We start from the raw sequence: 20,882 nt of genomic DNA, 5'->3' as shown, positions 1-20,882 counted from the left end.
TGTATTTCTAGCCAAACAAAAAGATCGTGCGGATGGCGGATAGTTCCGGCGGGTCCGCAGCCTGTTGATTCTCCGTAGAAGAGAACGCTGCTGCCAGTGCGTAGCGCACTTTGCCGGCGCCATTGCGGCAGGCATCTGATGGTTGAAAATGTTGTCCGCGCGGGTTCTCGGTCAGTGCAGTGTAGGCAGGGAGAATACCGGATCCGTCAGTCTGGTTGCTTCCTGAAAATGATGGGAATCCGGTACTCTCGTTGAACGCTCCGGTCTACATCTTGTAGTGGTGGCGCAGAATGCGGTTGACCAACACTTCGGTTTCAAGTGTCTTGTCCATGCCGGCATCATGGTCGAACACGACGGTGTGGCGGGACTGTTCCCGCTGGCTCTGCTTCTCATCCGACACCGAGATGATTGCCATCAACTTGCCGGTTTCCAGTTCCTCCAGTTGCGCTTCGGCGCGCCATTGCCCTACTTTATAACTCAGGGTCTGCATGTAATTCTCCAATAGTGAAACGGTGGATCTCTCCCGTTGGTTGTGACCGGACGTGTCCGCTTGTGCGGACAGCATCCGATCCGCGCGTCGCGGGGATACCGGGACGCGCCTGCCGACGTCATGGGTGGCATTTCCGATACGTGCCCGCGGCCTAGGCCGCGCGTTCAGGTGCCGAGGAATAGATGGGGACGTTTATCAGACGGACAAGCATGACGCCGAAGAAAGCAGGCAATTTACATACCAGCCTGGCTCATGCTTATTTGACACGATGAATTCAGGAAACCTGCTGAGCAATGTCAAACAGGAAGGGAACTGTCATCGAGGAAAGACGGGCGCCTTCCCGGCGGGAAAGACCGGCAGGAAGGCGGTAGGGTGGGAGCTTACTTGTTCGTGGTAGAAGAACCCGATGAGCCGGTAGTGCCCGACGTCCCGGAAGAGCTGGGAGAGCCCATGGTGCTGGAAGAGCCGCTGCTGCCACCCATGCTCGACGACCCGGAGCCGCTGGCGCCACTTGATCCGCTGGAGCCGCTTGATCCGCTGGAGCCGCTTGATCCGCTGGAGCCGCTCGATCCACTTGATCCGCTGGAGCCGCTCGATCCACTTGAGCCGCTCATGCCCGACGATCCCGAGCTGCCGGCGCCGCTGGAGCTGCCCGAGCTGTCGCCAGAACCGGTCATGCCGGAAGAGCCTGAGGAGGATTCACGTCCGGAACTCGAGCTGCCTTTCGTGCCGCTGCTTCCGGAGGTGGTGTCCGAGTGGCTCTTCTTTGCCTTCTTCGCCTTCTTTTCAGTGGAGGTGCTCTTGTCCGCGCCGCTGGAGGACATGTCGGAGCTTGCGCCGGTACTGCCGCTGGTGCTGGAGCCGCTGCCCGCGCTTTGTGCAAGGGCTAGGCTGGATATGCCAAGCATTGCCACGATGACCGTCATGCGTAATGTCTTCATGCTTTCTCCTGATTGCTGATTGGTGAGTTGTCGCTCCAACAAATCGCTGAAGGTCGTGTTTAGACAGGAGGCGGATGATCGGTTCGGCATTCAGCCCGGACTTAACAAATGGTTACATGTACCTGTAAAACCTACACGCTTGCAAACCGAAAGGAAAAAACGACAAACCTGCGGCCCGGAAATCCGGCCGTCGTCAACGGCGGGTCTCAGTGCATGAGAAGCTTGCGGTCTTCCTGCAGCAGCAGCGCCAGTTCATGGATGGGCACGGCCTGGCTGAAGAGGAAGCCCTGCATTTCATCGCAGCCGTTTTCACGAAGGAAAGTCAGCTGCTCGGCGCTCGACACGCCCTCCGCGACGACGCTCAGCCCCAGGCTGTGCCCAAGCGAAATCACCGCCCTGGCAATGACTGCGTCGTTGGGATCGGCACCGATGTCGCGCACGAAGGATTGATCGATCTTCAGCCGGTCCACCGGCAGCCGCTGCAGGTAGCTCAGGCTGGAATAGCCGGTGCCGAAATCATCGATGGACAGGTTGAGGCCCATTTCCTTAAGGTCGAGCAGGATGCGGATGACCTCTTCCGGGTTCTGCATGATGAGGCTTTCCGTCAGCTCCAGTTCGAGCAAGCTGGCCTCGAGTCCTGACGTCATCAGGACATGGCTTACCAGGTCCACCAGCCGGCTGGATTCAAATTGACGCGCCGAAATATTGACGGCCACCTGCACCGGATCGATGCCGGATTCGCGCAGCGACCGGATATGGGAGCACGCGGTGTACAGCACCCATTCACCGATGGGAACGATGAGCCCCGTCTCTTCCGCCAAGGGGATGAACGTTCCCGGGGCGACCAGCCCGCCTTGCGGCGGATTCCAGCGCAGCAAGGCCTCGACGCCGACGATGCGGCCGCTGGCCAGTTCGACCTTGGGCTGGTAATGCAGCACGAACTCATCCGACGCGAGCGCCTGCCTGAGCTTGCTTTCCAGGGACAGGCGCTCGGTGACCCGCTGGTTCATCGCGGCCGTGTAGAACTGGAAATTGTTCCTTCCCTTGTCCTTGGCGCGGTACATCGCGGCATCGGCGTTCTTGAGCAGGGTGTCCACGTCCTCGCCATCGCGCGGATAGAAGCTGAGCCCGATGCTGCAGCTGATGAATAGCTTGTTGCCATCGATGTGGAATGGCCTGTCGAGAACCTTCAATATCCGGTCCATCAGCGCCCCGACGCTCTTTTCCTCGCTCTGCCCCGCCAGCACGAAGGCGAACTCGTCTCCGCCATAGCGGGCGATCGTATCCTGGCCGCGCAGGCAGGAGGCGAGGCGTTCGGCGACCCGCTTGAGCAGTTCGTCGCCGATGTTATGCCCGAGGCTGTCATTGATGAACTTGAAATTATCCAGGTCAATGAAACCGACCGCGATCATGCCGCGCTGCCTTTGGGCAGAGGTGATCGCATGATCGATTCGTTCCTTCAGCACGTTGCGGTTGGCAAGACCCGTCAGGGTATCGACGTTGGCGTGCATTTCGAGCTGTTCTTCGTAGGTCTTGATGCCGGTCACGTCATTGAGCACGCCGACGAAGTGCGTCACCTCGCCGTCGGCATTGGGAACCGGCGCGATATGGAGGTCGTTCCAGAACAGCGTGCCATCCTTGCGATAGTTGCGCAGCAACGCATTGCCCTCTTCCTGCATCCGGATCGCGCGCCGGATGCTGAGGATGCCCGGCTGCTCGCTGTCGTCGCCCTGCAGGAAGCGGCAGTTCCTGCCCATGGCTTCCTCGATTCCATAGCCCGTCATGCGTTCGAAGGCCGGATTGGCGTATTCCATCTTGCCTTCGAGATCGGTGATGATGATGGCATTGACGCTCGCGCGCACCGCCCTGTCGCGCAGCCGCAAGGCTTTCTCCGCGCGGCGGCGCTCGGTGATGTCGACCGCCATGCCGCAGACGCAAACCTTGCCTTGCATGTGGATCCGGGTTCCGGTGAAGAAATGCGGGATGCGTTTGCCATTGCCGGCCAGCAGATCGGCTTCCACCGTCGCCGAGCCATCCCGGATGACGTCTTCCATGCGGGATTTCAGCAGGGCATGCTGCGATGGCGCAATGAAATCGAGCGGACTTGCGCCGGCGATCTGGCGATGCGTCTTGCCGGTCACGCGCTCGAACTGCCTGTTCCAGTAGACGAAGCGCCAGTCCGTGTCGAAGACATAGAACAATCCCGGCAGGCTGTCCACCACCGCCCGCGTTTCCGTGGCCTGGCGGATGCGCTCCGCGATCTCGCGCTTGAATTCCCCGTGGATACGGTCGAAGGCTTCCGTCTTTTCCCGGACGCGTTCCTCCATGTCGCGATGCGACAGGAAAAGCTCGTCCTTGGAAGATCGCAATTCGTTGGCGAGCGATTCCAGCAGGTTCACATGCCGTCTCAGCTCGAGGCGTGCCATGACGCCCCGCGCCAAAACGTCCAGGTCTTCCCTTGCGGACTGCTCGAGCTCCCGCGGTTTGCTGTCCAAGACGGCGATGGTCCCAAGTGCATAGCCGTCGCGGCTGATCAAGGGCACGCCGGCATAGAACCGGATGTATGGCGGACCGGTCACCAGCGGACTGCCGGCATGCAGAGGGTCGCGGCTCGCGTCGGACACGACGTACAACTCGCGCCGGCTGATGGTTTCATTGCAGAATGCCCAGCTCCGGGCGGTCTCCTGCATCGCCAATCCTATCCTGGCCTTGAACCACTGGCGGCTGTCGTCCAGCAAGGCGATCATTGCCATCGGCGTGCCGCACAGGCGCCCCGCGAACCGGACGATATCGTCGAACTCCCCTTCCGGGGACGTGTCGAGTATGCCGTACTCGGCCAATGCAAAGAGACGGCGACTTTCGTCGCAACTTCCTTCTCGGTCCATAATCGATCGTCAGGCGGCGGCCCGCCATGTTGGGATCAGGAAAAAACATGCCGCTTCATGAATCGCGCGCCTTAATCTCGCCGGTCATGTCGTCGTTGCATCGCATGGAAGTTCGACGGTGCGTCGCCGCAATCGTTCGCACTGGTTGCCGCCCTTCGCGCGTTTGCGCCGATTCCTTGAGCTATGCCTGCTGGCATGGCGAAAAGCGCTTCCCGGCAATGCAGCCGGTGTACTATGCAACCATAAATACTCATTCAATGCACACTGCCTTATGGAACAACAACTGGTAGACGCCCTCATCTCTCCCGAAGGCCATCTCGAAATCCTGTCCAAGGCGGAAGTCGCGCGATTGCTGGATACCAGCCAGGGTGGCCTCTACAACATCTTCCGCAACTGCGCCCTGGCCGTGCTGAACAGCGGCAGCCCGCTTGATAACGGCAAAGAACTGCTCGAGCGCCACCGCTCCTTCCAGATCAGCATTATCCAACGCGAGCGCGGAATCAAGCTCGACATCAAGGGCGCGCCGTCGCGCGCCTTCGTCGACGGTGTCATGATCAAAGGCATCCACGAACACCTGTTCGCGGTGCTGCGGGACGTGATCTTCGTCAACGATGAAGTCATTGGCAATCCGCGCTTCAACCTGACCACTTCCGAAGGCATCACCGACGCGGTCTTTCACATCCTGCGCAATGCCGGCGTGCTGAGGCCGATGACCAACCCCAACCTCGTCGTCTGCTGGGGCGGCCACTCCATCTCCCGCGAGGAATACGATTACACGAAGGAAGTCGGCTACCAGATCGGCCTGCGCGGACTCGACATCTGCACAGGCTGCGGCCCGGGGGCGATGAAAGGCCCGATGAAGGGCGCGGCAATCGCGCATTCCAAGCAGCGCATCGCCAACGGCCGCTACCTCGGTTTTTCCGAACCCGGCATCATCGCCGCCGAATCCCCGAATCCCATCGTGAACGATCTCGTGATCCTTCCCGACATCGAAAAGCGGCTGGAAGCCTTCGTGCGCGCCGGCCATGGCATCGTCGTGTTTCCGGGGGGCGCGGGCACAGCGGAAGAAATCCTCTACATCCTCGGGATCCTCCTGCATCCGGAAAATGCCGGCATGCCCTTCCCGCTGGTGTTCACCGGGCCGGCCCACTCTGGAGAGTACTTCGAACGCATCGACGAATTCATTGGCGACACGCTGGGACAGGAAGCGCGCCAGCTCTACAAGATCATCATCAACGATCCGGCCGCGGTGGCGCGGGAGATGCAGGCCGGCGTGCGCGACGTCCGCCAGTTCCGCAAGGACCGGAGCGACGCCTATTACTTCAACTGGGCGCTGAAGATCGACCACGAGTTCCAGCAGCCCTTCCTGCCGACGCATGAGAACATGCGCAACCTGCACCTCGAACGGCACCAGCCCACGCACATGCTGGCGGCGAACCTGCGCCGCGCCTTCTCGGGAGTCGTTGCCGGGAACGTCAAGGACCAGGGCATCCGGGCGATAGAACGCCATGGCCGTTTCCAGATTCGCGGCGACCGTACCATCATGGAACGCATGGATGCCCTGCTCGCGTCCTTCGTGGCCCAGCACCGCATGAAACTGCCGGGCACCGTCTATCATCCGTGCTATGAAATCATCAAGTGACGCCGGCGAGGGAAGACAGGCCTGAACCGGCTAGAGAATCACGCCGTCCTTCACCTTGTCGGCGCGGAACAGCAGTGAATCCACCGCCCTCTCGAACACCGGCGCATATTCCACCGGCACGAGGCTGCCATCCCGCAGGGAATCGAGCAGCGAGGCATAGCTGTAGATGACCAGCTCGCCATCGCCGTCCCGCTTGAAGAGATACAGGGAACGGTGGGTGGAGATCCAGATGAGCTGGGCCTGCCTGCCCGATCCATCCGGCGCGCGCAGCTCGACGCGCGTGCCGAGCAGGTAGGTCTGCGCCAGGAATTCGCGATCCGCCGGCGACGCGCTCGCCATCGAGCCGCCGAAGCTGAGCACCGGGTTCAGCTGATACCGCGCCATCACCTCTTCCATGACGTCGTCGCGGATCGCGGGCGGATCGTCGTTACCCCACGACACGCGGTCCCAGTTGAAGACCATGCGCGAGAACATCAGCTGCAAGTCATCGAGCGAGGGCGGGACGTCGCCCTGCTTTCCGGTGTAGCGCAGCACCCGGGAATGCATTTCGATCAGCAGGTCCATGACCTCCCGCGATTCCGCTTCCTGCAGGCCGATGATTTCAAAGGCCTTGGCGATCTGCTTGACCAGGCTGGGCAGCATGCGGATCAGCGCGGCGCGGTCATCCGGGCTGGTCTTCAGCTGTATGCTCCAGATCAGCTTCGGCAGGATGGAACGGCAGGATCGGAAATAACTTTCCGCGTCGTCGGAAGCGACGCGGTTCTCGCCATCCTTCCACAAGGCGTGCGCCAGGACATGTGGCCAGACGTGGATGATGACATCAGAGATGCGCTTGTCGATGTTCAGCGGCAGGAGCACGTCGCACAGGGCCTTCATGATGTTGGCCCGCAATACGCTGATCTTTTCCGCGGCTTCGACGGCCTCCACGCCGCGCATGCTCCGGTCGTCGTCGCGCGTGGCGAAATCGAGCAGGAATTGCTCGAACTCTCCGAGCAGGCCGGTAAAGATGGACAGGTCGGCATCGAAGCCGGCGAGCACGGCGTCGGCGATCCTGTCGATTTCCTGGAGCAGCGCCTGGCCCTGCTCATTCTGCGGATCGGCACCGACCGCCGCCGAACTGACGCGGTTGAGCAGCTGGCGGACGGGGTGGTCTTCCTGCTGCAGCAAGCCCGGATCGATGATGGCGGCCTTCAGCACGGGAATCTGCAGTCGTCCGATCCGCCGGCGCAATTCAAGGGGTATCTGTTCGTCGTCGAGGATGAAGCTGAACAGCATGGCGACCACGTCGATGGTCATGCGATCCATCGGCGAAGCGACGTCGAGGTTCAGCTTCTCGCGGATGTTGAACAAGGCATTGGGCTGCCCGCTTCCGCCATCAAGGCCGTCGTCACCGCTGGCGGCCTGCTGCTGGAAGCGCTTGAGCTGGGCGGCTACCGGGTTCAGGGACGACGGCTTCCTCCCCGGGGCGCTTCCGTCCTCGCCCTGAATGCCGGAGCGTGACGGGGTGACCATGCGCCGGATGAATTCATGCACGTCCGTGGGCTCGTCTTCCAGGCCGGTGTCGGCGCCAAGCCCGCCCGGCTGCTGCAGGGCGTGCATCATGCGCTGCAGGCCCGGCACGATATGGCTGCGCAAGTGCAGCGGCAGGTTGACATGTTCCGGCGGCGCGCCGAAATAACGCTGGTAGTGGCTTGCGCGCGAAGGCTTGGGCGCGAACTTGCCGTTCAGTCCCGCCTGCTCGAAGACCTCCCGCAGCGAGTTGTAATAACCGGGCAGGTGCTGGGCGATGCCGTTGGCAAGGTGATCAAACAGGATGCGCGACTTCGCCTCGTCGGGCGAGAGCTCGCGCACGGCCTCGTAGATGCAGCGGGCAAGGAGGTAGGGCCGGAACGGATTTTCCCTTTCCTTCGCCTCGCGCTGGCCATTGAGCATGGCGATCATGACGTTGAGCCTGCCGATCACTTCTTCGTTGGCGTCACGCAGGCGGGTAGTCAGGCGGCCGACTTCGATCTGCTGGGTGACCGATTCATCGTCGATCAGGGAAAGCTCGTCGGCTGAAAGCTGGCGCATGCCGGCGCGCATGTCGACGTACATGGTCTGCAATGCCCGTTCGAGGTAGACCCGGAACAGGCTGTCCACCTTGCGCACGAAACGATTGCCATCCTGGCGGATGAAATGGCGCACCCCCATCAGGGCGCTCTGCCCGACGCCGGATGTGGCGGCGCCGAGGAGCTGGGCCACGTTCCGATCCGTGTCCTGCAACGCACGCTGCGAGAGGGCAAGGAAGCCGAAGACTGCGCGCTCCTTGGCGGTCTCGATGAGGCGTTTGTATTCAGTGTCGGCCATGAGACGAAGCGAACTATAGCAATGGCCTATAGTTTATTCGCAAATCTTGCCATAAAGAAGCATTCAAAACCGAAAGTCCCGCCGCGTCCCCCGACTGAGGCAAGGAAACCACGCCTGGCATGGACTAATTCGGTCTTTTGCAGTGTCGTGCGGCCTTGGGCGGCAATGATTGCCTATTCGGCAGCCAGCAACGCCAGGTGCTCTTCCTCGAGGAACATCCATTCCCCCTCTTCCAGCGCCAGGGCATCCAGCCCAAGCCCGCCGATCGCCGTGCGGCGCAGCGCGGCGCAATGGTTGCCCGCCGCCGCCAGCATGCGCTTCACCTGGTGGTACTTGCCCTGCTCGAGCACGATCTCGAGCAGGCTTTCCCCGACCTGCCGGCAGACCTGAGCCGCCAGCGGCGCGGGCTCGTCGTGCAACTGCACGCCTCGCAGCAAGGCGTCCACCAGCGCCCCGGTCACGGGCTCGGCGGTCGTGGCGAGATACAGCTTCGGAACGTGGCGCCGGGGCGAGGACTGGGCGTGGATGAAGGCGCCGTCGTCCGACAGCAGCAGCAGGCCGGTGGTGTCATGGTCGAGCCGCCCCACGGGCTGAACGTCGCGCCAGGTGAACTGCTCCGGCAGCAGGGTCAGCACGCCGGGATGATGGCTGGGCTTGCGGGAGCACTCGAAGCCGGGCGGCTTGTTCACGGCGAGATACACCTTTTCCCGGTAGCGCCAGTCCTCGCCGAACACGGAGAACTCGAGTCCATCGGTTTCGAATGCCGTCCGGAAATCATCGACTGCCTCGCCGCCTACCCTGACCTCGCCGTCGGCGATCAGCTGGCGGCACCATTTGCGCGAACCGAAACCCTGCGATTGGAGGATGCGGTCTAATGTCATTTTTCCCATCGGCGCACTGTACCAGAAACCGGCGCGCCAGCATCGTCATGGGGACCAAGGCGCGGACTCCGCAGGGGGCGGCCGCACCGCTTTTTCCCAGGGTGCCAGGGGACGTTTTCCAGTGGCGTGGGGGCACCTTCGGCGGTATCATTCCCTTGCAGCGAATTGCCAGCAAGGCAAAGGTCTTCCCTAGGTCCGTTTCCCTTTTTTCCAAACATGCAGCCGCCCATGTCTCCCAGCAGATCAACGGTTTCCCGGCTTGACGGCATCGATGCCGACTTCATGCAGGCCGGCGTGTCGCTCGTCGTCGGCGCCGCTTCCAATGACAAGTCTCCGGCCATCGTCAGGGCGACCGGATGCCGGCTGCTCGACGACTTGGGCGAGGTGAGCATCGTGGTCTCGGCAAGCCAGGGAGCGGAAGTGCTGCGCTGCATTCGTGAAAACGGCGCGGTGGCGGTCGTGTTCAGCCAGCCATCGACGCACCGGACCATCCAGCTCAAGGGCAAGGATGCGCGCGTGGTCGGCGCAACGGCGGAAGACCGCGAGTCTGCGGTCCGCTACCGCGACCTTTTCGCGACGGAGCTCGCGCCGCTCGGCTTCGAACCCCTACTGATCCGCACCCTGCTCGACTGTCCGCCGGCCGACCTCGTCGCCATCCGCTTCACGCCCGAGGATGCCTTCATCCAGACTCCGGGTCCCAACGCCGGGCAGCGACTGGCGGTGGCGCCATGATCAAGCTGGATTCGATCAGGGAATGCCTAGAAGGCGTGATTCCCGGCACCATGGCCACCTGCGACGCGAACGGCACCCCGAACGTCGCCTACCTGTCCCAGGTCCAGTTCATCGACAACGACCACCTGGCGCTGTCCTACCAGTTCTTCAACAAGACGCGCCAGAACATCATGGCCAATCCCCGGGCCGTGCTCGTGGTGATCAGTCCGGCCACCGCCGCGCAGTACCGGCTGACGATCGAATACCTGCGCACCGAGACCGCCGGGCCGCTGTTCGAAAGCATGAAGGCGAAGCTCGCGGGCATCGCCTCGCACACGGGGATGAGCGGCGTGTTCAAGCTGCTCGGCTCTGACATCTACCGCGTTCATCGCATTGAGCAGGTGGACGGCAAGTCGGTGCCGGCGCCCGCCAGCCGCAATACGCTGACCGCGCTGCGCGCCTGCACCGAAAAGCTCGCCCATAGCTGCGACCTCGAGCAACTGCTCGCGAACACCCTGACCTGCCTCGAGCGGCATTTCGACATCCGCCACGCGATGGTGCTGCTGTATGACCAGCCGAACGAGCGCCTGTACACGGTCGCCAGCCGGGGCTATGAAGCCTCGGGGGTCGGCTCGGAGATTCCGCTTGGACATGGCGTCATCGGCGTTGCCGCGCGCGAACGCACGGCCATCCGCATCGGCCACATGAATGCCGAATACTCCTACAGCCGGGCGATCCGCGAGAGCGCCGAGCACAGCGGCTGGGCCGGCGCGCTGGAGACCGAGATTCCCTTTCCCGGTCTCGCGGAGGCGCGCAGCCAGCTTGCGGTGCCGATGCTGGCCGCCGGCCGGCTGCTCGGCGTCATCTACGTCGAGAGTCCGCAAGACCTGCGCTTCACCTACGACGACGAGGACGCCCTCGTCACGCTCGCGACCCAGCTCGGCATGGCCATGCAGCTTCTTCACGGCGTGACGGAACACGCCGAGGAACCCGCGCCACCGGAGACGGTGAATGACAAGCCATCCGGCATGAACGGCGCGCCTGTCGTCGTGCGCCACTTCGCCGCGAACGACAGTGTCTTCCTCGGCGACGACTATCTCATCAAGGGCGTCGCCGGATCCATCTTCTGGACCTTGCTCAAGGATTACACCGACCGCCGCCGCTCCGAGTTCACCAACCGCGAACTCCGCCTCGATTCACGGATCCGATTGCCTGACGTGAGCGACAACCTCGAAGCCAGGCTGATCCTGCTGAGCAAGCGTCTCGTCGAGCGCGACTGCCCGGTCCGCATCGAAAAGACGGGACGCGGCCGGTTCCGCCTCTGCGTGCATCGCCCCGTCGAACTCAGCGAACACTGAACCCCGCGCTCGACTCAAACCCTTCACACTTCCGGACGGCGGGCGCTTGCAGCGATCCCGTCCCGCCGCCGGCTTTTCCCAGATTCCCTAAAACTTCATTCAAACCTTCGTAAAAAAACCTTAAGTATCCTGCGGTGCATTTTTTTCTCGTCGCGGCGGCGATAGACTTCGCCTCCATCACTTCACCACCGAACGACAACGAGGAAGACATGACACAGACCGCACGCCACGACAGCGCCGCGTCCATGCTCGAATGCATGATGCTGATCCGCGCCTATGAAGAAAAACTCGCCGCCATGCACGCGGCCGGAAATGCCGCCGGCACATGCACGTCGGTCGGCCAGGAGGCCGCGGCGGTCGGCGTCGTGCGCGCCCTGCGCCCCGAGGACCGCATCCTGACGAACCACCGCAGCGCCGGCCACCTGATTGCGCGCGGCGCGGATCCCGGCCGCATGATGGCCGAAGTCCTCGGCCGCAGCACCGGCTACTGCAAGGGCAAGAGCGGCTCGCTGCACATCTCGGCCAAGGAACTGGGCGTGGTCCTGACCTCGACCATCGTCGGCGGCGAACTGTCGCTGGCGACCGGGGTAGCCCTGTCCAAGAGCATGCTCGGCGAACGCGGCGTGGTGGTGTGCTTCTTCGGCGACGGCGCCGCATGCGAAGGCATCTTCCATGAATCCTTGAATCTTGCGGCGGTCTGGAAACTGCCCATTCTCTTCGTCTGCGAAAACAACCAGTGGCAGGCTTTCGTCCACCGCAACGAAACCATGCTGGGCGACCACATCAGCCCGCGCGCCGCGACTTATGGCATGCCGGCGAAGACGGTGGACGGCAACGACCCGCAAGCGGTGCATGCCGCCGCCATCGAGGCCATCGCTGCCATCGAATCGACCGGCATGCCCTACTTCCTCGAAGCCTTCACCTATCGCCTGCGGGGCCATTACGAGCCCGACGACCAGGACTACGTGGATGCCGCCGAGCTGGAATCCTGGCGCCAGCGCGATCCGATCGAACTGGCGCAGCGCAGGCTGACCGCCGATGGCACGCTGAGCGTCGCCGACATCACCGCCATGGAGGAAAGGGTTGCCGCCGCGATCGAGAAGGCCGCTGCCTTCGCGACCGCGTCGCCCTTCCCCGACGCATCCGAACTGCTGACCGACGTTTACGCCTGAAAATCGAGGAGACCGACATGACCATGATGACTTGCAACGAAGCGATTGGCGCGGCCCTGGCGGAAGAAATGCGGCGCGACGCGCGCGTGCTGATGTTCGGCGAGGGTGTCGCCACGAAGCGCCAGGACCTCGTGTCCGAATTCGGCGCGCAACGGGTGCGCAACACGCCGCTGGCAGAGGGAATCATCGCCGGCACCGCGGTGGGCGCGGCCGCGACCGGGCTCAGGCCGGTGGTGGACATGCTGTTCGCCCCCTTCCTTTGCTTTGCGATGGACGAGATCGTCAACAGCGCGGGCAAGCTGAGATACATGTCCGGCGGCCAGTTTTCCTTCCCCATGGTGGCCATCGCCATGACCGGAGGCGGCTGGACCGTCGGCGCGCAGCACAACCACAATCTCGAAGCCTGGTTCGTGCACAGCCCCGGCCTGAAGGTCGTGATGCCTTCTTGCGCCGCCGATTACAAGGGCTTGCTGAAGTCGGCCATCCGCGACGAGAACCCGGTGCTGTTCTTCGCCGACATGACCCTGGGCTATGTGCCGGGCGACGTGCCGGAAGGCGAGCACCTCGTCCCGATCGGCAAGGCCGCGATCCGCCGCGAGGGCCGGGACGTTACCCTGATTTCCTATTCCAAGGCGGTGAACACCTGCCTCGATGCCGCCGAGCGCCTGGCCGCGCAAGGCGTGTCGGCGGAAGTGATCGACCTGCGCAGCCTGAAGCCGCTCGATGAAGAGACCATCCTGCGCAGCGCGCGCAAGACGGGACGCGTGCTCATCGTGCACGAAGCCAGCCGGCTGTGCGCCGTCGGGTCGGAGGTTGCCGCGATCGTTGCGGAACATGCCTTCGACGCGCTCAAGGCGCCGGTGATGCGCCTGACCGGACCGGACGTGCCGGCGCCGTCGAGCTACGTGCTCGAACAGGCCTTCATGCCGCAGGCGGACGCCATCACCGCCAGCGCGCTCAAGCTGGCGGGCAAGGAAGCATTGCCCGCCGCCGCGATGGCGGAACCAGCCTGACCCACACACCTAAAACAATTGGAGAACAACATGCAAGCCACACAACAAACCATTCCCGTCCAGCTCACCACCCGGTTCTCGAGCACCGGCGCCATTTGGATCAAGCTCGGCGTGCTCTACCTTCTCGTCGGGGTCGGCCTCGGCATCATGATGGGCGCCAGCGAGGACTTCACCCTGCGTCCGGTGCACGCCCACATCAACCTGCTCGGCTGGGCCACCATGGCACTCGCCGGCCTGACCTATGCCGTCTTTCCGGAGGCCGGCCGCAGCAAGCTGGCCCAGATCCACTTCTGGCTGGCGAACGTGTCCCTGCCGGTAATGGCTGTCTCCCTGGCGCTCATCCTGACCGGAACCCGGCAGGCGCTGCCGGCGCTGGTGATCTCCGAAATGCTCGCAGCGCTCGGCATTATCACTTTTGCGATCAACCTGTTTCTGAATCTGGGAAATCGCCAGGCTTGACGGGACGCTTCGGCCCGTCCGCACGAGGCGCGACGGGCCAGCGGTGATTGAACATGGACTGGCACGGCGCTTGCATAATGGTTCGCAACATCAAGATTCCCTGCTGACCCAGAGACCACGCCATGAACCTGCAATACATCGACACCGCCATTCCCACGACGCCGCACCTGCAGGCATTCGAACCCGCCGCGCGCCAGGCCGACGCCGTCACGCGCGACGCCGCCGCGCGCTGCTCCGCCTGCAGCATGCATCAGCTTTGCCTGCCGATGGGATTGGGTGAGCTGGACATGGACAAGCTCGACAAGATCATCGGCCGCCGCCGCAAGGTGACAAAGGATTCCCACCTGTATCGCGTCGGCGATCCGTTCACCAACCTCTATGCGATCCGCCTGGGGCATTTCAAGACGCACCAGATCAACCCCAGCGGCGACCAGCAAGTGACCGGTTTCCAGATGGCGGGAGAACTGCTCGGCCTCGATGCCATCAGCACCGACCGCCACCATTGCAACGCCGTTGCGCTCGAGGACAGCGAGGTCTGCGAGATCCCGTTCTCGCGCCTGGAATCGCTGTTCGGCGAGATTCCCACTCTGCTGCATCATTTCCATCGCATGATGAGCCAGGAAATCACCCGTGAGCAAAGCGTCATGCTGTTGCTGGGCAACATGCGCGCAGAGCAGCGCTTCGCGGCCTTCCTGATCAACCTGTCATCCCGATATTCGGCACGCGGTTATTCCTCGACGGAATTCCAGCTACGCATGACCCGGGAAGAGATCGGCAACTACCTCGGCCTGACGATCGAAAGCATCAGCCGCCTGCTCTCCAAGTTCAAGAAACAGGGATGGATACGCGTGGCCAATCGCGAACTCGAACTGCTCGACCAGCCCACGCTGAAGGCGGTGGCGGCTGGCATGCAGACCTGCGCCTGATTTCCAGCTTGAATTTCCGGTTCCGGCTATCCGCCGGGCCCAGAAGACAACTTCTTTTCCCTTCTGCTTCTTCCTTTTCCGCCGCACCCGCACCGCGCGATGCCGTCCCGCCATATTCCCTCCCCTTCAAGGGGAGGGTTAGGGTGGGGATGGGTTTCCGGCGCAAACAAAGAACAGCGTCGAATATCGCCAGCGAACTAAGACTGTTCTTTGGTTGCGACCGAACCCCATCCCCACCCCAGCCCTCCCCTTGAAAGGGAGGGAGCTTTTCGGAGCGCACCGGCAGTCCACAGCCGTGTGCAACCCCGCCTAGAACGGCACCTTGCGTTCGTTAGGCACGCCCACCAGATAGCAAGTCAGCATGCTGGCCAGCGAGCAAAATACCCAGAAGCAAAAGAAGCCGACGGTATAGACCGCCAGCGCCGGCATGTCGAGATGCGAGCCGACCAATGCCAGGTCATTCGGATCAAACAGCGAAAAGAAGAAACCTTCCGCCACGATCGCCACCAAGAAAGACGGCCACAATACGACCATCATCAACCGCGCCATTCACTTATCCTCCTGTCCCTCGCGCACGACGTTGCCGCTTGCGGGAACACGCTCTCATTCACGGGAACGACCAGTTTCATCTTTTCCCTACACCGGGAATGGAACGATCCCATTTCCGGCAAGGCGGAGGCAAGCATCATTGCCCGCCTCCTGCCTGCTACGATAATGCAATTCCCCGGCGAATGACAATGGCCTTCGCCAATCTCGATCCGATCAATCCCACGATAGGTGTGATCATTCTGCGGGCGCGAGCACCGGCGCCAGCTTGGCGCTGAGCTGCTGCGGCCAGAGCCACTCACCCGTCAGGCGCCATCCGCCTTCGTCGTCTTCGACGATGATCTGCCAGCGTGCCTTCTCAAGCATCGGCAAGGCGATCGAGAACCGGCCGTCCTGTCCAAGGACCACGTCGGTCACGATGTCCTTCTGCGGCTGGGTCGAATGCACGAGGCGCATGACCATCTTGTTGTCGCCGCGCGGAACCGAACCGGCCAGCACGCCGTTCAGACGGCCCGCCGCCGGATCGTAGCGCAGCTCGGCATGCAGGCCCAGGGTGGCTGCCGCGCGATCGCGGCGCAGGTCCTGGTTGATGGCCTTGCCCTGCTTGTAGTAGTCGTCGACCACGAGCGCGTCCTGGCGGGTGTATGCCAGCCATGCGGTAAACAGGCCGGCGACCACGACCAGGAAGGGACCGAGCATGATGAACCAGGGCCAGCGGTGCCGGTACCAGGGCGCCTGGTCGTTGCCGGCGGAAGTCGGTTTCAGGGTTGCGGTATTCATGATGTTTCTCCATTGGCGACGCGCGCCAGCAATCGTTCACGTTCAGTCATCAGCGCGGGACGAAGAACACGGCTTTCTCGTGCACTTCCAGGTGGCGCTCATCCATCGATTCGATCTCGAAGACAATCTTGTTCGATCCCTTCTGGGCCTTGCCTTGCGGCACGCGGACCTGTACCGGAACGCCGCGCGAGGCGGTCGCGCCGAGTTCGACGATATCGGGCGAGGCAAGCGAGATCGCATCGACGCCCGACACCTTGATGCGGAAACGGTGTCCGGCTTCATCGGTGTTCATGATCTGCAGCCGGTACACGTTCTCGATAGAACCGTCGTCGAGCTCGCGTCCCATGGCCCCGCGATCGCGGATCACGTCGACCTTCAGCGGCGTGCGCGTCAACAGCGAGCCGAAGAAGGCGGCAAGGATGACGACCAGGATGCCCGAGTAGATCAGCACCCGCGGACGCATCGCGCGACGGCGGATCTGCGGCACGGTGAGCTTGTCCTTCATGCCGTTTTCGGTGGAGTACCGGATCAGTCCGCGCGGCGAACCGACCTTGTCCATCACGATGTTGCAGGCGTCAACGCACGCCGCGCAGCCGATGCAATCCGACTGCAAGCCGTCGCGGATGTCGATCCCGGTCGGGCAGACCTGGACGCACATGGAGCAATCGATGCAATCGCCGAGGTTGGCGCGGCCGCCGGACTTGCTGCCGGCGCCGCGCGGATCGCCGCGCTCCTTGTCATAGGTGATGATCAGCGTGTCCTTGTCGAACATCGAGCTCTGGAAACGCGCGTAGGGGCACATGTACTTGCATACCTGCTCGCGCATCCATCCGGCGTTGCCATAGGTGGCGAAGCCGTAGAACAGCACCCAGAACCATTCCCACGGCCCCAGGCCGAAGGAAGCAATCTCGCCCATCAGCTTGTGGATGGGAGTGAAGTAGCCGACGAAGGTGATGCCGGTCCACAGGGCGACCGCGCCCCAGGCTGCATGCTTCGCGGACTTCTTGAAAAACTTCTCAGCCGACATCGGCTGCTTGTCGAGGCGCATGCGCGCGCTGCGCGTGCCCTCGATCTTGCGCTCGATCCACATGAAGATCTCGGTGTAGACCGTTTGCGGACAAGCATAGCCGCACCAGAGCCGGCCGGCGATGGCGGTGAACAGGAACAGGGAGTACGCGCAGATGATCAGCAGCAGCGCGAGGTAGATGAAGTCCTGCGGCCACAACACCACGCCGAAGATATAGAACTTCCGTGCCTCCAGGTCGAACAAGACTGCCTGGCGGCCGTTCAGCGTCAGCCATGGAAGCCCGTAGAACACGAGCTGGGTCAGCCATACACACACCCAGCGCCAGCTCGCGTACCAGCCCTTGACTTCGCGCGGGTAGATTTCTTCCCGCGCGGCGTACATCTTCACTATCGCAACTTTTGGAGCGGCCTCAGTCATCAGTCTTGCTCTCTACCTTGTAATACAACCTTGTTACTGCCTTGCCATTACTTCTGCGCCGTCTGGCTTGCCTGGGACGAATCGTTCGACAGGCTCCAGACATAGGCCGCCAGCACATGTACCTTAGCCTCGCCCAGGAAGTCCTTGAACGCGGGCATGGTGTTGTTGCGGCCCTTGCGGATCGTTTCCATCACGGTGTCGATGCTGCCGCCATGGAGCCAGATCTTGTCGGTCAGGTTCGGCGCGCCGAGGGCCTGGTTGCCTTTGGCGTCAGCGCCGTGGCAGGCCATGCATGCACCGAACTTCTCCTTGCCGAACACCGCCTTGATCGGATCGTGCGCCGAGTCGGAGAGGCTCTTGACGTAGTGAGCCACGTTCTCGATGTCCTTGTCCGAGCCGACCGCCGCGCCCATCGGCGGCATGACGCCATTGCGGCCGTTCATGATCGTGGTCTTGATCGTGTCGGGCTCGCCGCCATAGAGCCAGTCCTTGTCCGTCAGGTTGGGGAAGCCCTTGTTGCCGCGTGCGTCCGAACCATGGCACTGCGCGCAGTAGGTCATGAACAGGCGCTCGCCGATGGCCCGTGCTTGCGGATCGGCAGCCACGGTCTTGATGTCCTGCTGCTGGTACTTGGCGAAGATCGGGCCGAATTCCTTGTCGGCCTGCTTCAGCTCAGCCTGGTATTCGCCGGTCGATTGCCAGTTCAGCTTGCCAGCGTAGGAACCGAGGCCGGGATACAGCACCAGGTAGCCCAGGCCGAAGACGATGGTGATGTAGAACAGCCACATCCACCAGCGCGGCATCGGATTGTTCAGCTCCGTCAGGTTCTCGTCCCACTGGTGGCCGGTGGTATCCACCTTGCCATCCGCAGGCACTTCGATCTTAACCTGGGCCTGTCCCCACAACAGCAGCGCGCAGCCGGCGATGCCGAGCAGGGTCAGCACCGCAACATAGATGCTCCAGAATTCGCTTGTAAAGTCAGCCATGGTGTTTCTCCGCACCTTCCATATCGATCTCGTCGGCGAAAGGCAGGTTGGCCGCCGCCGCAAACGCCGCCTCGCGGCGACCACTGTAGGCCCACAGGATGATGCCGACGAAGGTGAGGAAGCTCACGACGGTCAGCGCGATCCGGGCATCGGAAAAGAATTGTTCGAGCATCTTGGTTACCTCTTTGCCTTGATCAACGTTCCCATGCCTTGCAGGTAGGCCACCAGCGCATCCTGCTCGGACTTGCCTTCCAGCTCGGACGGCGCCTGCTTGATTTCCTCTTCCGAATAAGGATGGCCGAGCTTCTGCAGTGCGCGCATCTTCGGCACCACTTCCTGCGGATCCAGCTTGGACGATGCCAGCCATGGATAGCTCGGCATGTTCGACTCGGGAACCACGTCGCGCGGATTGTTCAGGTGGGTGCGGTGCCATTCATCGCTGTAGCGGCCGCCGACACGTGCAAGATCCGGGCCGGTGCGCTTGGAACCCCACTGGAACGGCCGGTCGTAGACGAATTCGCCCGCAACCGAATAGTGGCCGTAGCGCTCGGTCTCGGCGCGGAAGGGGCGGATCATCTGCGAATGGCAGTTGTAGCAGCCTTCGCGCACATAGATGTCGCGGCCCGTGAGGCGCAGCGCGGAGTAAGGCTTCAGGCCTGCCACCGGCTCGGTCGTCGACTTCTGGAAGAACAGCGGGACGATCTCTACCAGGCCGCCGACGCTCACCACGAGAACCACCAGCGCGATCAGCAGCCAAGGGTTTTTCTCGATCCACTCATGTGAAAACTTCATTGTTTGCTCCTAATGCTATGCGTGTGCGGCTGTGGCGGGAATGCGGGCATTCACCGGCTTCGGATCGCGGATGGTCATGATCGTGTTGTAGGCCATGAGGATCATGCCGCTGAGGTACAGCAGGCCGCCGCCGAAACGGATGACGTAGTACGGATAGGTCGCCTTCACGCCTTCGACGAAGGTGTAGGTCAGGGTGCCGTCCGCGTTCACCGCGCGCCACATCAGGCCTTGCATCACGCCGGCGATCCACATCGCGGCGATGTACAGCACGATGCCGATTGTGGCGATCCAGAAGTGGGTTTCGATCATGCGCTTGCTATACATCTCTGCCTTGCCGACGAGGCGCGGCAGCAGGTAGTAGATCGAGCCCATCGAGATGAAGCCGACCCAGCCCAGCGCACCGGCGTGCACGTGGCCGATGGTCCAGTCGGTGTAGTGCGACAAGGCATTGACCGTCTTGATGGACATCATCGGGCCTTCGAAGGTCGACATGCCGTAGAAGGACAGCGACACGATCAGGAACTTCAGGATGGGATCGGTGCGCAGCTTGTTCCATGCGCCGGACAGGGTCATCACGCCGTTGATCATGCCGCCCCAAGAAGGCGCCAGAAGGATCAGCGAGAACACCATGCCGAGCGACTGGGTCCAGTCGGGCAGCGCGGTGTAATGCAGGTGGTGCGGGCCCGCCCACATGTAGGTGAAGATCAGCGCCCAGAAGTGCACGATCGACAGGCGATACGAGAACACCGGCTTTTCCGCCTGCTTGGGAATGAAGTAGTACATCATGCCGAGGAAGCCTGCGGTCAGGAAGAAGCCCACCGCGTTATGGCCGTACCACCACTGGATCATCGCGTCCTGCACGCCGGCGTAGGCGGAGTAGGACTTGGTCAGCGTGACCGGGATCGCGGCGCTGTTGACGATGTGGAGCAGCGCCACGGCGAGGATGAAGCCGCCGTAGAACCAGTTCGCGACGTAGATGTGCGGGACCTTGCGCTTGACCAGCGTGCCGAAGAACACGATCGCGTAGGACACCCACACCACGGCGATCAGGATGTCGATCGGCCATTCGAGCTCGGCGTATTCCTTGCCGGAGGTGAAACCCATCGGCAGTGTGATCGCAGCCGCCACGATGACGAGCTGCCAGCCCCAGAAGGTGACTGCGGCAAGCGCGTCGGAGAAGAGCCGGACCTGGCAGGTGCGTTGAACGCAGTAGTACGACGTCGCGAACAGGGCGCAGCCGCCGAAGGCAAAGATCACCGCGTTGGTGTGCAGCGGACGCAGGCGTCCATAGCTCAGCCAGGCAATGTCGAAGTTGAGGGCGGGCCAGGCAAGCTGGGCGGCGATGAACACGCCGACCAGCATGCCGACCACACCCCACACTACAGTGGCGATCGCGAATTGCTTCACGACCTTGTAGTTGTAGTTAAGTGCAGTATCCACGTACGATCTCCTGTTGGTAAAACGATGGGGCGAGGTTACGTTTCGGGGGTTTGAATTTCCTTGATGTGAA

General features: G+C 62.4%; 19 protein-coding genes. 8 read left to right on the top strand and 11 right to left on the bottom strand.

Annotated elements, in window-relative coordinates; translation table 11 throughout:
- Positions 1-265: 265 nt before the first annotated feature.
- Positions 266-490: a hypothetical protein gene (locus tag G3574_RS14530; protein WP_163964389.1), complete on the bottom strand. Its 225-nt coding sequence runs from the start codon at positions 488-490 to the stop codon at positions 266-268.
- Between the two features lie 384 nt (positions 491-874).
- Here G3574_RS14530 and G3574_RS14525 point away from each other — a divergent pair, with 384 nt between their 5' ends.
- On the top strand, positions 875-1,450 hold the full coding sequence (locus tag G3574_RS14525; RefSeq protein ID WP_205609788.1) for a hypothetical protein: 576 nt from the start codon (positions 875-877) through the stop codon (positions 1,448-1,450).
- Positions 1,451-1,637: 187 nt separating this feature from the next.
- On the opposite strand, the gene G3574_RS14520 is transcribed toward G3574_RS14525, so the two are convergent.
- Entirely contained in the window at positions 1,638-4,316 is a 2,679-nt protein-coding gene (locus G3574_RS14520; RefSeq protein WP_163964384.1) for a sensor domain-containing phosphodiesterase, read from the bottom strand.
- A gap of 271 nt (positions 4,317-4,587) precedes the next feature.
- Here G3574_RS14520 and ppnN point away from each other — a divergent pair, with 271 nt between their 5' ends.
- Positions 4,588-5,958, top strand: coding sequence for a nucleotide 5'-monophosphate nucleosidase PpnN (gene ppnN / locus G3574_RS14515; protein ID WP_163964382.1), 1,371 nt, complete (start codon positions 4,588-4,590; stop codon positions 5,956-5,958).
- A 30-nt stretch (positions 5,959-5,988) separates the two neighbouring features.
- Here ppnN and G3574_RS14510 read toward each other — a convergent pair whose 3' ends face one another.
- Complete coding sequence (locus G3574_RS14510; protein ID WP_163964380.1) at positions 5,989-8,304, bottom strand: DUF1631 family protein; 2,316 nt, start codon at positions 8,302-8,304, stop codon at positions 5,989-5,991.
- 173 nt (positions 8,305-8,477) lie between these two features.
- Positions 8,478-9,194 carry a pseudouridine synthase gene (locus G3574_RS14505; RefSeq protein WP_163964377.1) on the bottom strand — a complete coding sequence of 239 codons (717 nt, stop codon included), beginning with the start codon at positions 9,192-9,194 and terminating at the stop codon, positions 8,478-8,480.
- 219 nt (positions 9,195-9,413) lie between these two features.
- Between G3574_RS14505 and G3574_RS14500 the strand changes: the two genes are divergently transcribed.
- From G3574_RS14500 to fnr, 6 genes are all read left to right on the top strand, one after another.
- Positions 9,414-9,917 carry a hypothetical protein gene (locus G3574_RS14500; RefSeq protein ID WP_163964375.1) on the top strand — a complete coding sequence of 168 codons (504 nt, stop codon included), beginning with the start codon at positions 9,414-9,416 and terminating at the stop codon, positions 9,915-9,917.
- Positions 9,914-11,254, top strand: a complete 1,341-nt coding sequence (locus G3574_RS14495) for a GAF domain-containing protein (protein WP_163964373.1) — start codon at positions 9,914-9,916, stop codon at positions 11,252-11,254. The genes G3574_RS14500 and G3574_RS14495 overlap by 4 nt, the downstream gene beginning before the upstream one ends.
- Positions 11,255-11,463: 209 nt before the next feature.
- Entirely contained in the window at positions 11,464-12,426 is a 963-nt protein-coding gene (locus G3574_RS14490; protein WP_163964371.1) for a thiamine pyrophosphate-dependent dehydrogenase E1 component subunit alpha, read from the top strand.
- A 17-nt stretch (positions 12,427-12,443) separates the two neighbouring features.
- Positions 12,444-13,439 carry an alpha-ketoacid dehydrogenase subunit beta gene (locus G3574_RS14485; RefSeq protein WP_163964369.1) on the top strand — a complete coding sequence of 332 codons (996 nt, stop codon included), beginning with the start codon at positions 12,444-12,446 and terminating at the stop codon, positions 13,437-13,439.
- 30 nt (positions 13,440-13,469) lie between these two features.
- Positions 13,470-13,898 carry a cbb3-type cytochrome c oxidase subunit I gene (locus G3574_RS14480; RefSeq protein WP_163964368.1) on the top strand — a complete coding sequence of 143 codons (429 nt, stop codon included), beginning with the start codon at positions 13,470-13,472 and terminating at the stop codon, positions 13,896-13,898.
- A 122-nt stretch (positions 13,899-14,020) separates the two neighbouring features.
- The gene (gene fnr, locus G3574_RS14475) at positions 14,021-14,824 is read left to right on the top strand and encodes a fumarate/nitrate reduction transcriptional regulator Fnr (protein ID WP_163964367.1); all 804 of its coding nucleotides are present in this window, start codon (positions 14,021-14,023) and stop codon (positions 14,822-14,824) included.
- 309 nt (positions 14,825-15,133) lie between these two features.
- Here fnr and G3574_RS14470 read toward each other — a convergent pair whose 3' ends face one another.
- The 7 genes from G3574_RS14470 to ccoN form a co-directional block, all read right to left on the bottom strand.
- Positions 15,134-15,373 (bottom strand): hypothetical protein, encoded by a 240-nt coding sequence (locus G3574_RS14470; protein ID WP_163964366.1) that lies wholly within the window; start codon positions 15,371-15,373, stop codon positions 15,134-15,136.
- A 234-nt stretch (positions 15,374-15,607) separates the two neighbouring features.
- Complete coding sequence (locus tag G3574_RS14465; RefSeq protein WP_163964365.1) at positions 15,608-16,150, bottom strand: FixH family protein; 543 nt, start codon at positions 16,148-16,150, stop codon at positions 15,608-15,610.
- A gap of 49 nt (positions 16,151-16,199) precedes the next feature.
- On the bottom strand, positions 16,200-17,594 hold the full coding sequence (ccoG, locus tag G3574_RS14460; protein ID WP_163964364.1) for a cytochrome c oxidase accessory protein CcoG: 1,395 nt from the start codon (positions 17,592-17,594) through the stop codon (positions 16,200-16,202).
- Between the two features lie 47 nt (positions 17,595-17,641).
- Positions 17,642-18,580, bottom strand: coding sequence for a cytochrome-c oxidase, cbb3-type subunit III (gene ccoP / locus G3574_RS14455; protein ID WP_163964363.1), 939 nt, complete (start codon positions 18,578-18,580; stop codon positions 17,642-17,644).
- Positions 18,573-18,752 (bottom strand): cbb3-type cytochrome oxidase subunit 3, encoded by a 180-nt coding sequence (locus tag G3574_RS14450; protein WP_163964362.1) that lies wholly within the window; start codon positions 18,750-18,752, stop codon positions 18,573-18,575. The genes ccoP and G3574_RS14450 overlap by 8 nt, the downstream gene beginning before the upstream one ends.
- Positions 18,753-18,757: 5 nt before the next feature.
- Positions 18,758-19,372: a cytochrome-c oxidase, cbb3-type subunit II gene (ccoO, locus tag G3574_RS14445; protein WP_163964361.1), complete on the bottom strand. Its 615-nt coding sequence runs from the start codon at positions 19,370-19,372 to the stop codon at positions 18,758-18,760.
- A gap of 15 nt (positions 19,373-19,387) precedes the next feature.
- Positions 19,388-20,812, bottom strand: coding sequence for a cytochrome-c oxidase, cbb3-type subunit I (gene ccoN, locus G3574_RS14440; protein ID WP_163964360.1), 1,425 nt, complete (start codon positions 20,810-20,812; stop codon positions 19,388-19,390).
- Between the last annotated feature and the right edge of the window lie 70 nt (positions 20,813-20,882).

It is taken from the genome of Noviherbaspirillum galbum (assembly GCF_010974945.1).
In the GTDB taxonomy this organism is placed as follows: Bacteria; Pseudomonadota; Gammaproteobacteria; order Burkholderiales; family Burkholderiaceae_D; genus Noviherbaspirillum; species Noviherbaspirillum galbum.
Note: the sequence above shows the minus strand (reverse complement) of the source record. Positions and strands in the feature narration are given on the sequence as shown.

What these genes read in the sequence shown, in the direction of transcription:
- ccoG (WP_163964364.1), bottom strand. Translation starts at nt 17,594, where the DNA reads ATGACTGAGGCCGCTCCAAAAGTTGCGATAGTGAAGATGTACGCCGCG.
- ccoP (WP_163964363.1), bottom strand. Translation starts at nt 18,580, where the DNA reads ATGGCTGACTTTACAAGCGAATTCTGGAGCATCTATGTTGCGGTGCTG.
- G3574_RS14485 (WP_163964369.1), top strand. Translation starts at nt 12,444, where the DNA reads ATGACCATGATGACTTGCAACGAAGCGATTGGCGCGGCCCTGGCGGAA.
- G3574_RS14520 (WP_163964384.1), bottom strand. Translation starts at nt 4,316, where the DNA reads ATGGACCGAGAAGGAAGTTGCGACGAAAGTCGCCGTCTCTTTGCATTG.
- ppnN (WP_163964382.1), top strand. Translation starts at nt 4,588, where the DNA reads ATGGAACAACAACTGGTAGACGCCCTCATCTCTCCCGAAGGCCATCTC.
- G3574_RS14500 (WP_163964375.1), top strand. Translation starts at nt 9,414, where the DNA reads ATGTCTCCCAGCAGATCAACGGTTTCCCGGCTTGACGGCATCGATGCC.
- G3574_RS14450 (WP_163964362.1), bottom strand. Translation starts at nt 18,752, where the DNA reads ATGCTCGAACAATTCTTTTCCGATGCCCGGATCGCGCTGACCGTCGTG.
- G3574_RS14480 (WP_163964368.1), top strand. Translation starts at nt 13,470, where the DNA reads ATGCAAGCCACACAACAAACCATTCCCGTCCAGCTCACCACCCGGTTC.
- ccoO (WP_163964361.1), bottom strand. Translation starts at nt 19,372, where the DNA reads ATGAAGTTTTCACATGAGTGGATCGAGAAAAACCCTTGGCTGCTGATC.
- G3574_RS14490 (WP_163964371.1), top strand. Translation starts at nt 11,464, where the DNA reads ATGACACAGACCGCACGCCACGACAGCGCCGCGTCCATGCTCGAATGC.
- G3574_RS14465 (WP_163964365.1), bottom strand. Translation starts at nt 16,150, where the DNA reads ATGAATACCGCAACCCTGAAACCGACTTCCGCCGGCAACGACCAGGCG.
- G3574_RS14510 (WP_163964380.1), bottom strand. Translation starts at nt 8,304, where the DNA reads ATGGCCGACACTGAATACAAACGCCTCATCGAGACCGCCAAGGAGCGC.
- G3574_RS14495 (WP_163964373.1), top strand. Translation starts at nt 9,914, where the DNA reads ATGATCAAGCTGGATTCGATCAGGGAATGCCTAGAAGGCGTGATTCCC.
- G3574_RS14530 (WP_163964389.1), bottom strand. Translation starts at nt 490, where the DNA reads ATGCAGACCCTGAGTTATAAAGTAGGGCAATGGCGCGCCGAAGCGCAA.
- G3574_RS14505 (WP_163964377.1), bottom strand. Translation starts at nt 9,194, where the DNA reads ATGGGAAAAATGACATTAGACCGCATCCTCCAATCGCAGGGTTTCGGT.
- G3574_RS14470 (WP_163964366.1), bottom strand. Translation starts at nt 15,373, where the DNA reads ATGGCGCGGTTGATGATGGTCGTATTGTGGCCGTCTTTCTTGGTGGCG.
- fnr (WP_163964367.1), top strand. Translation starts at nt 14,021, where the DNA reads ATGAACCTGCAATACATCGACACCGCCATTCCCACGACGCCGCACCTG.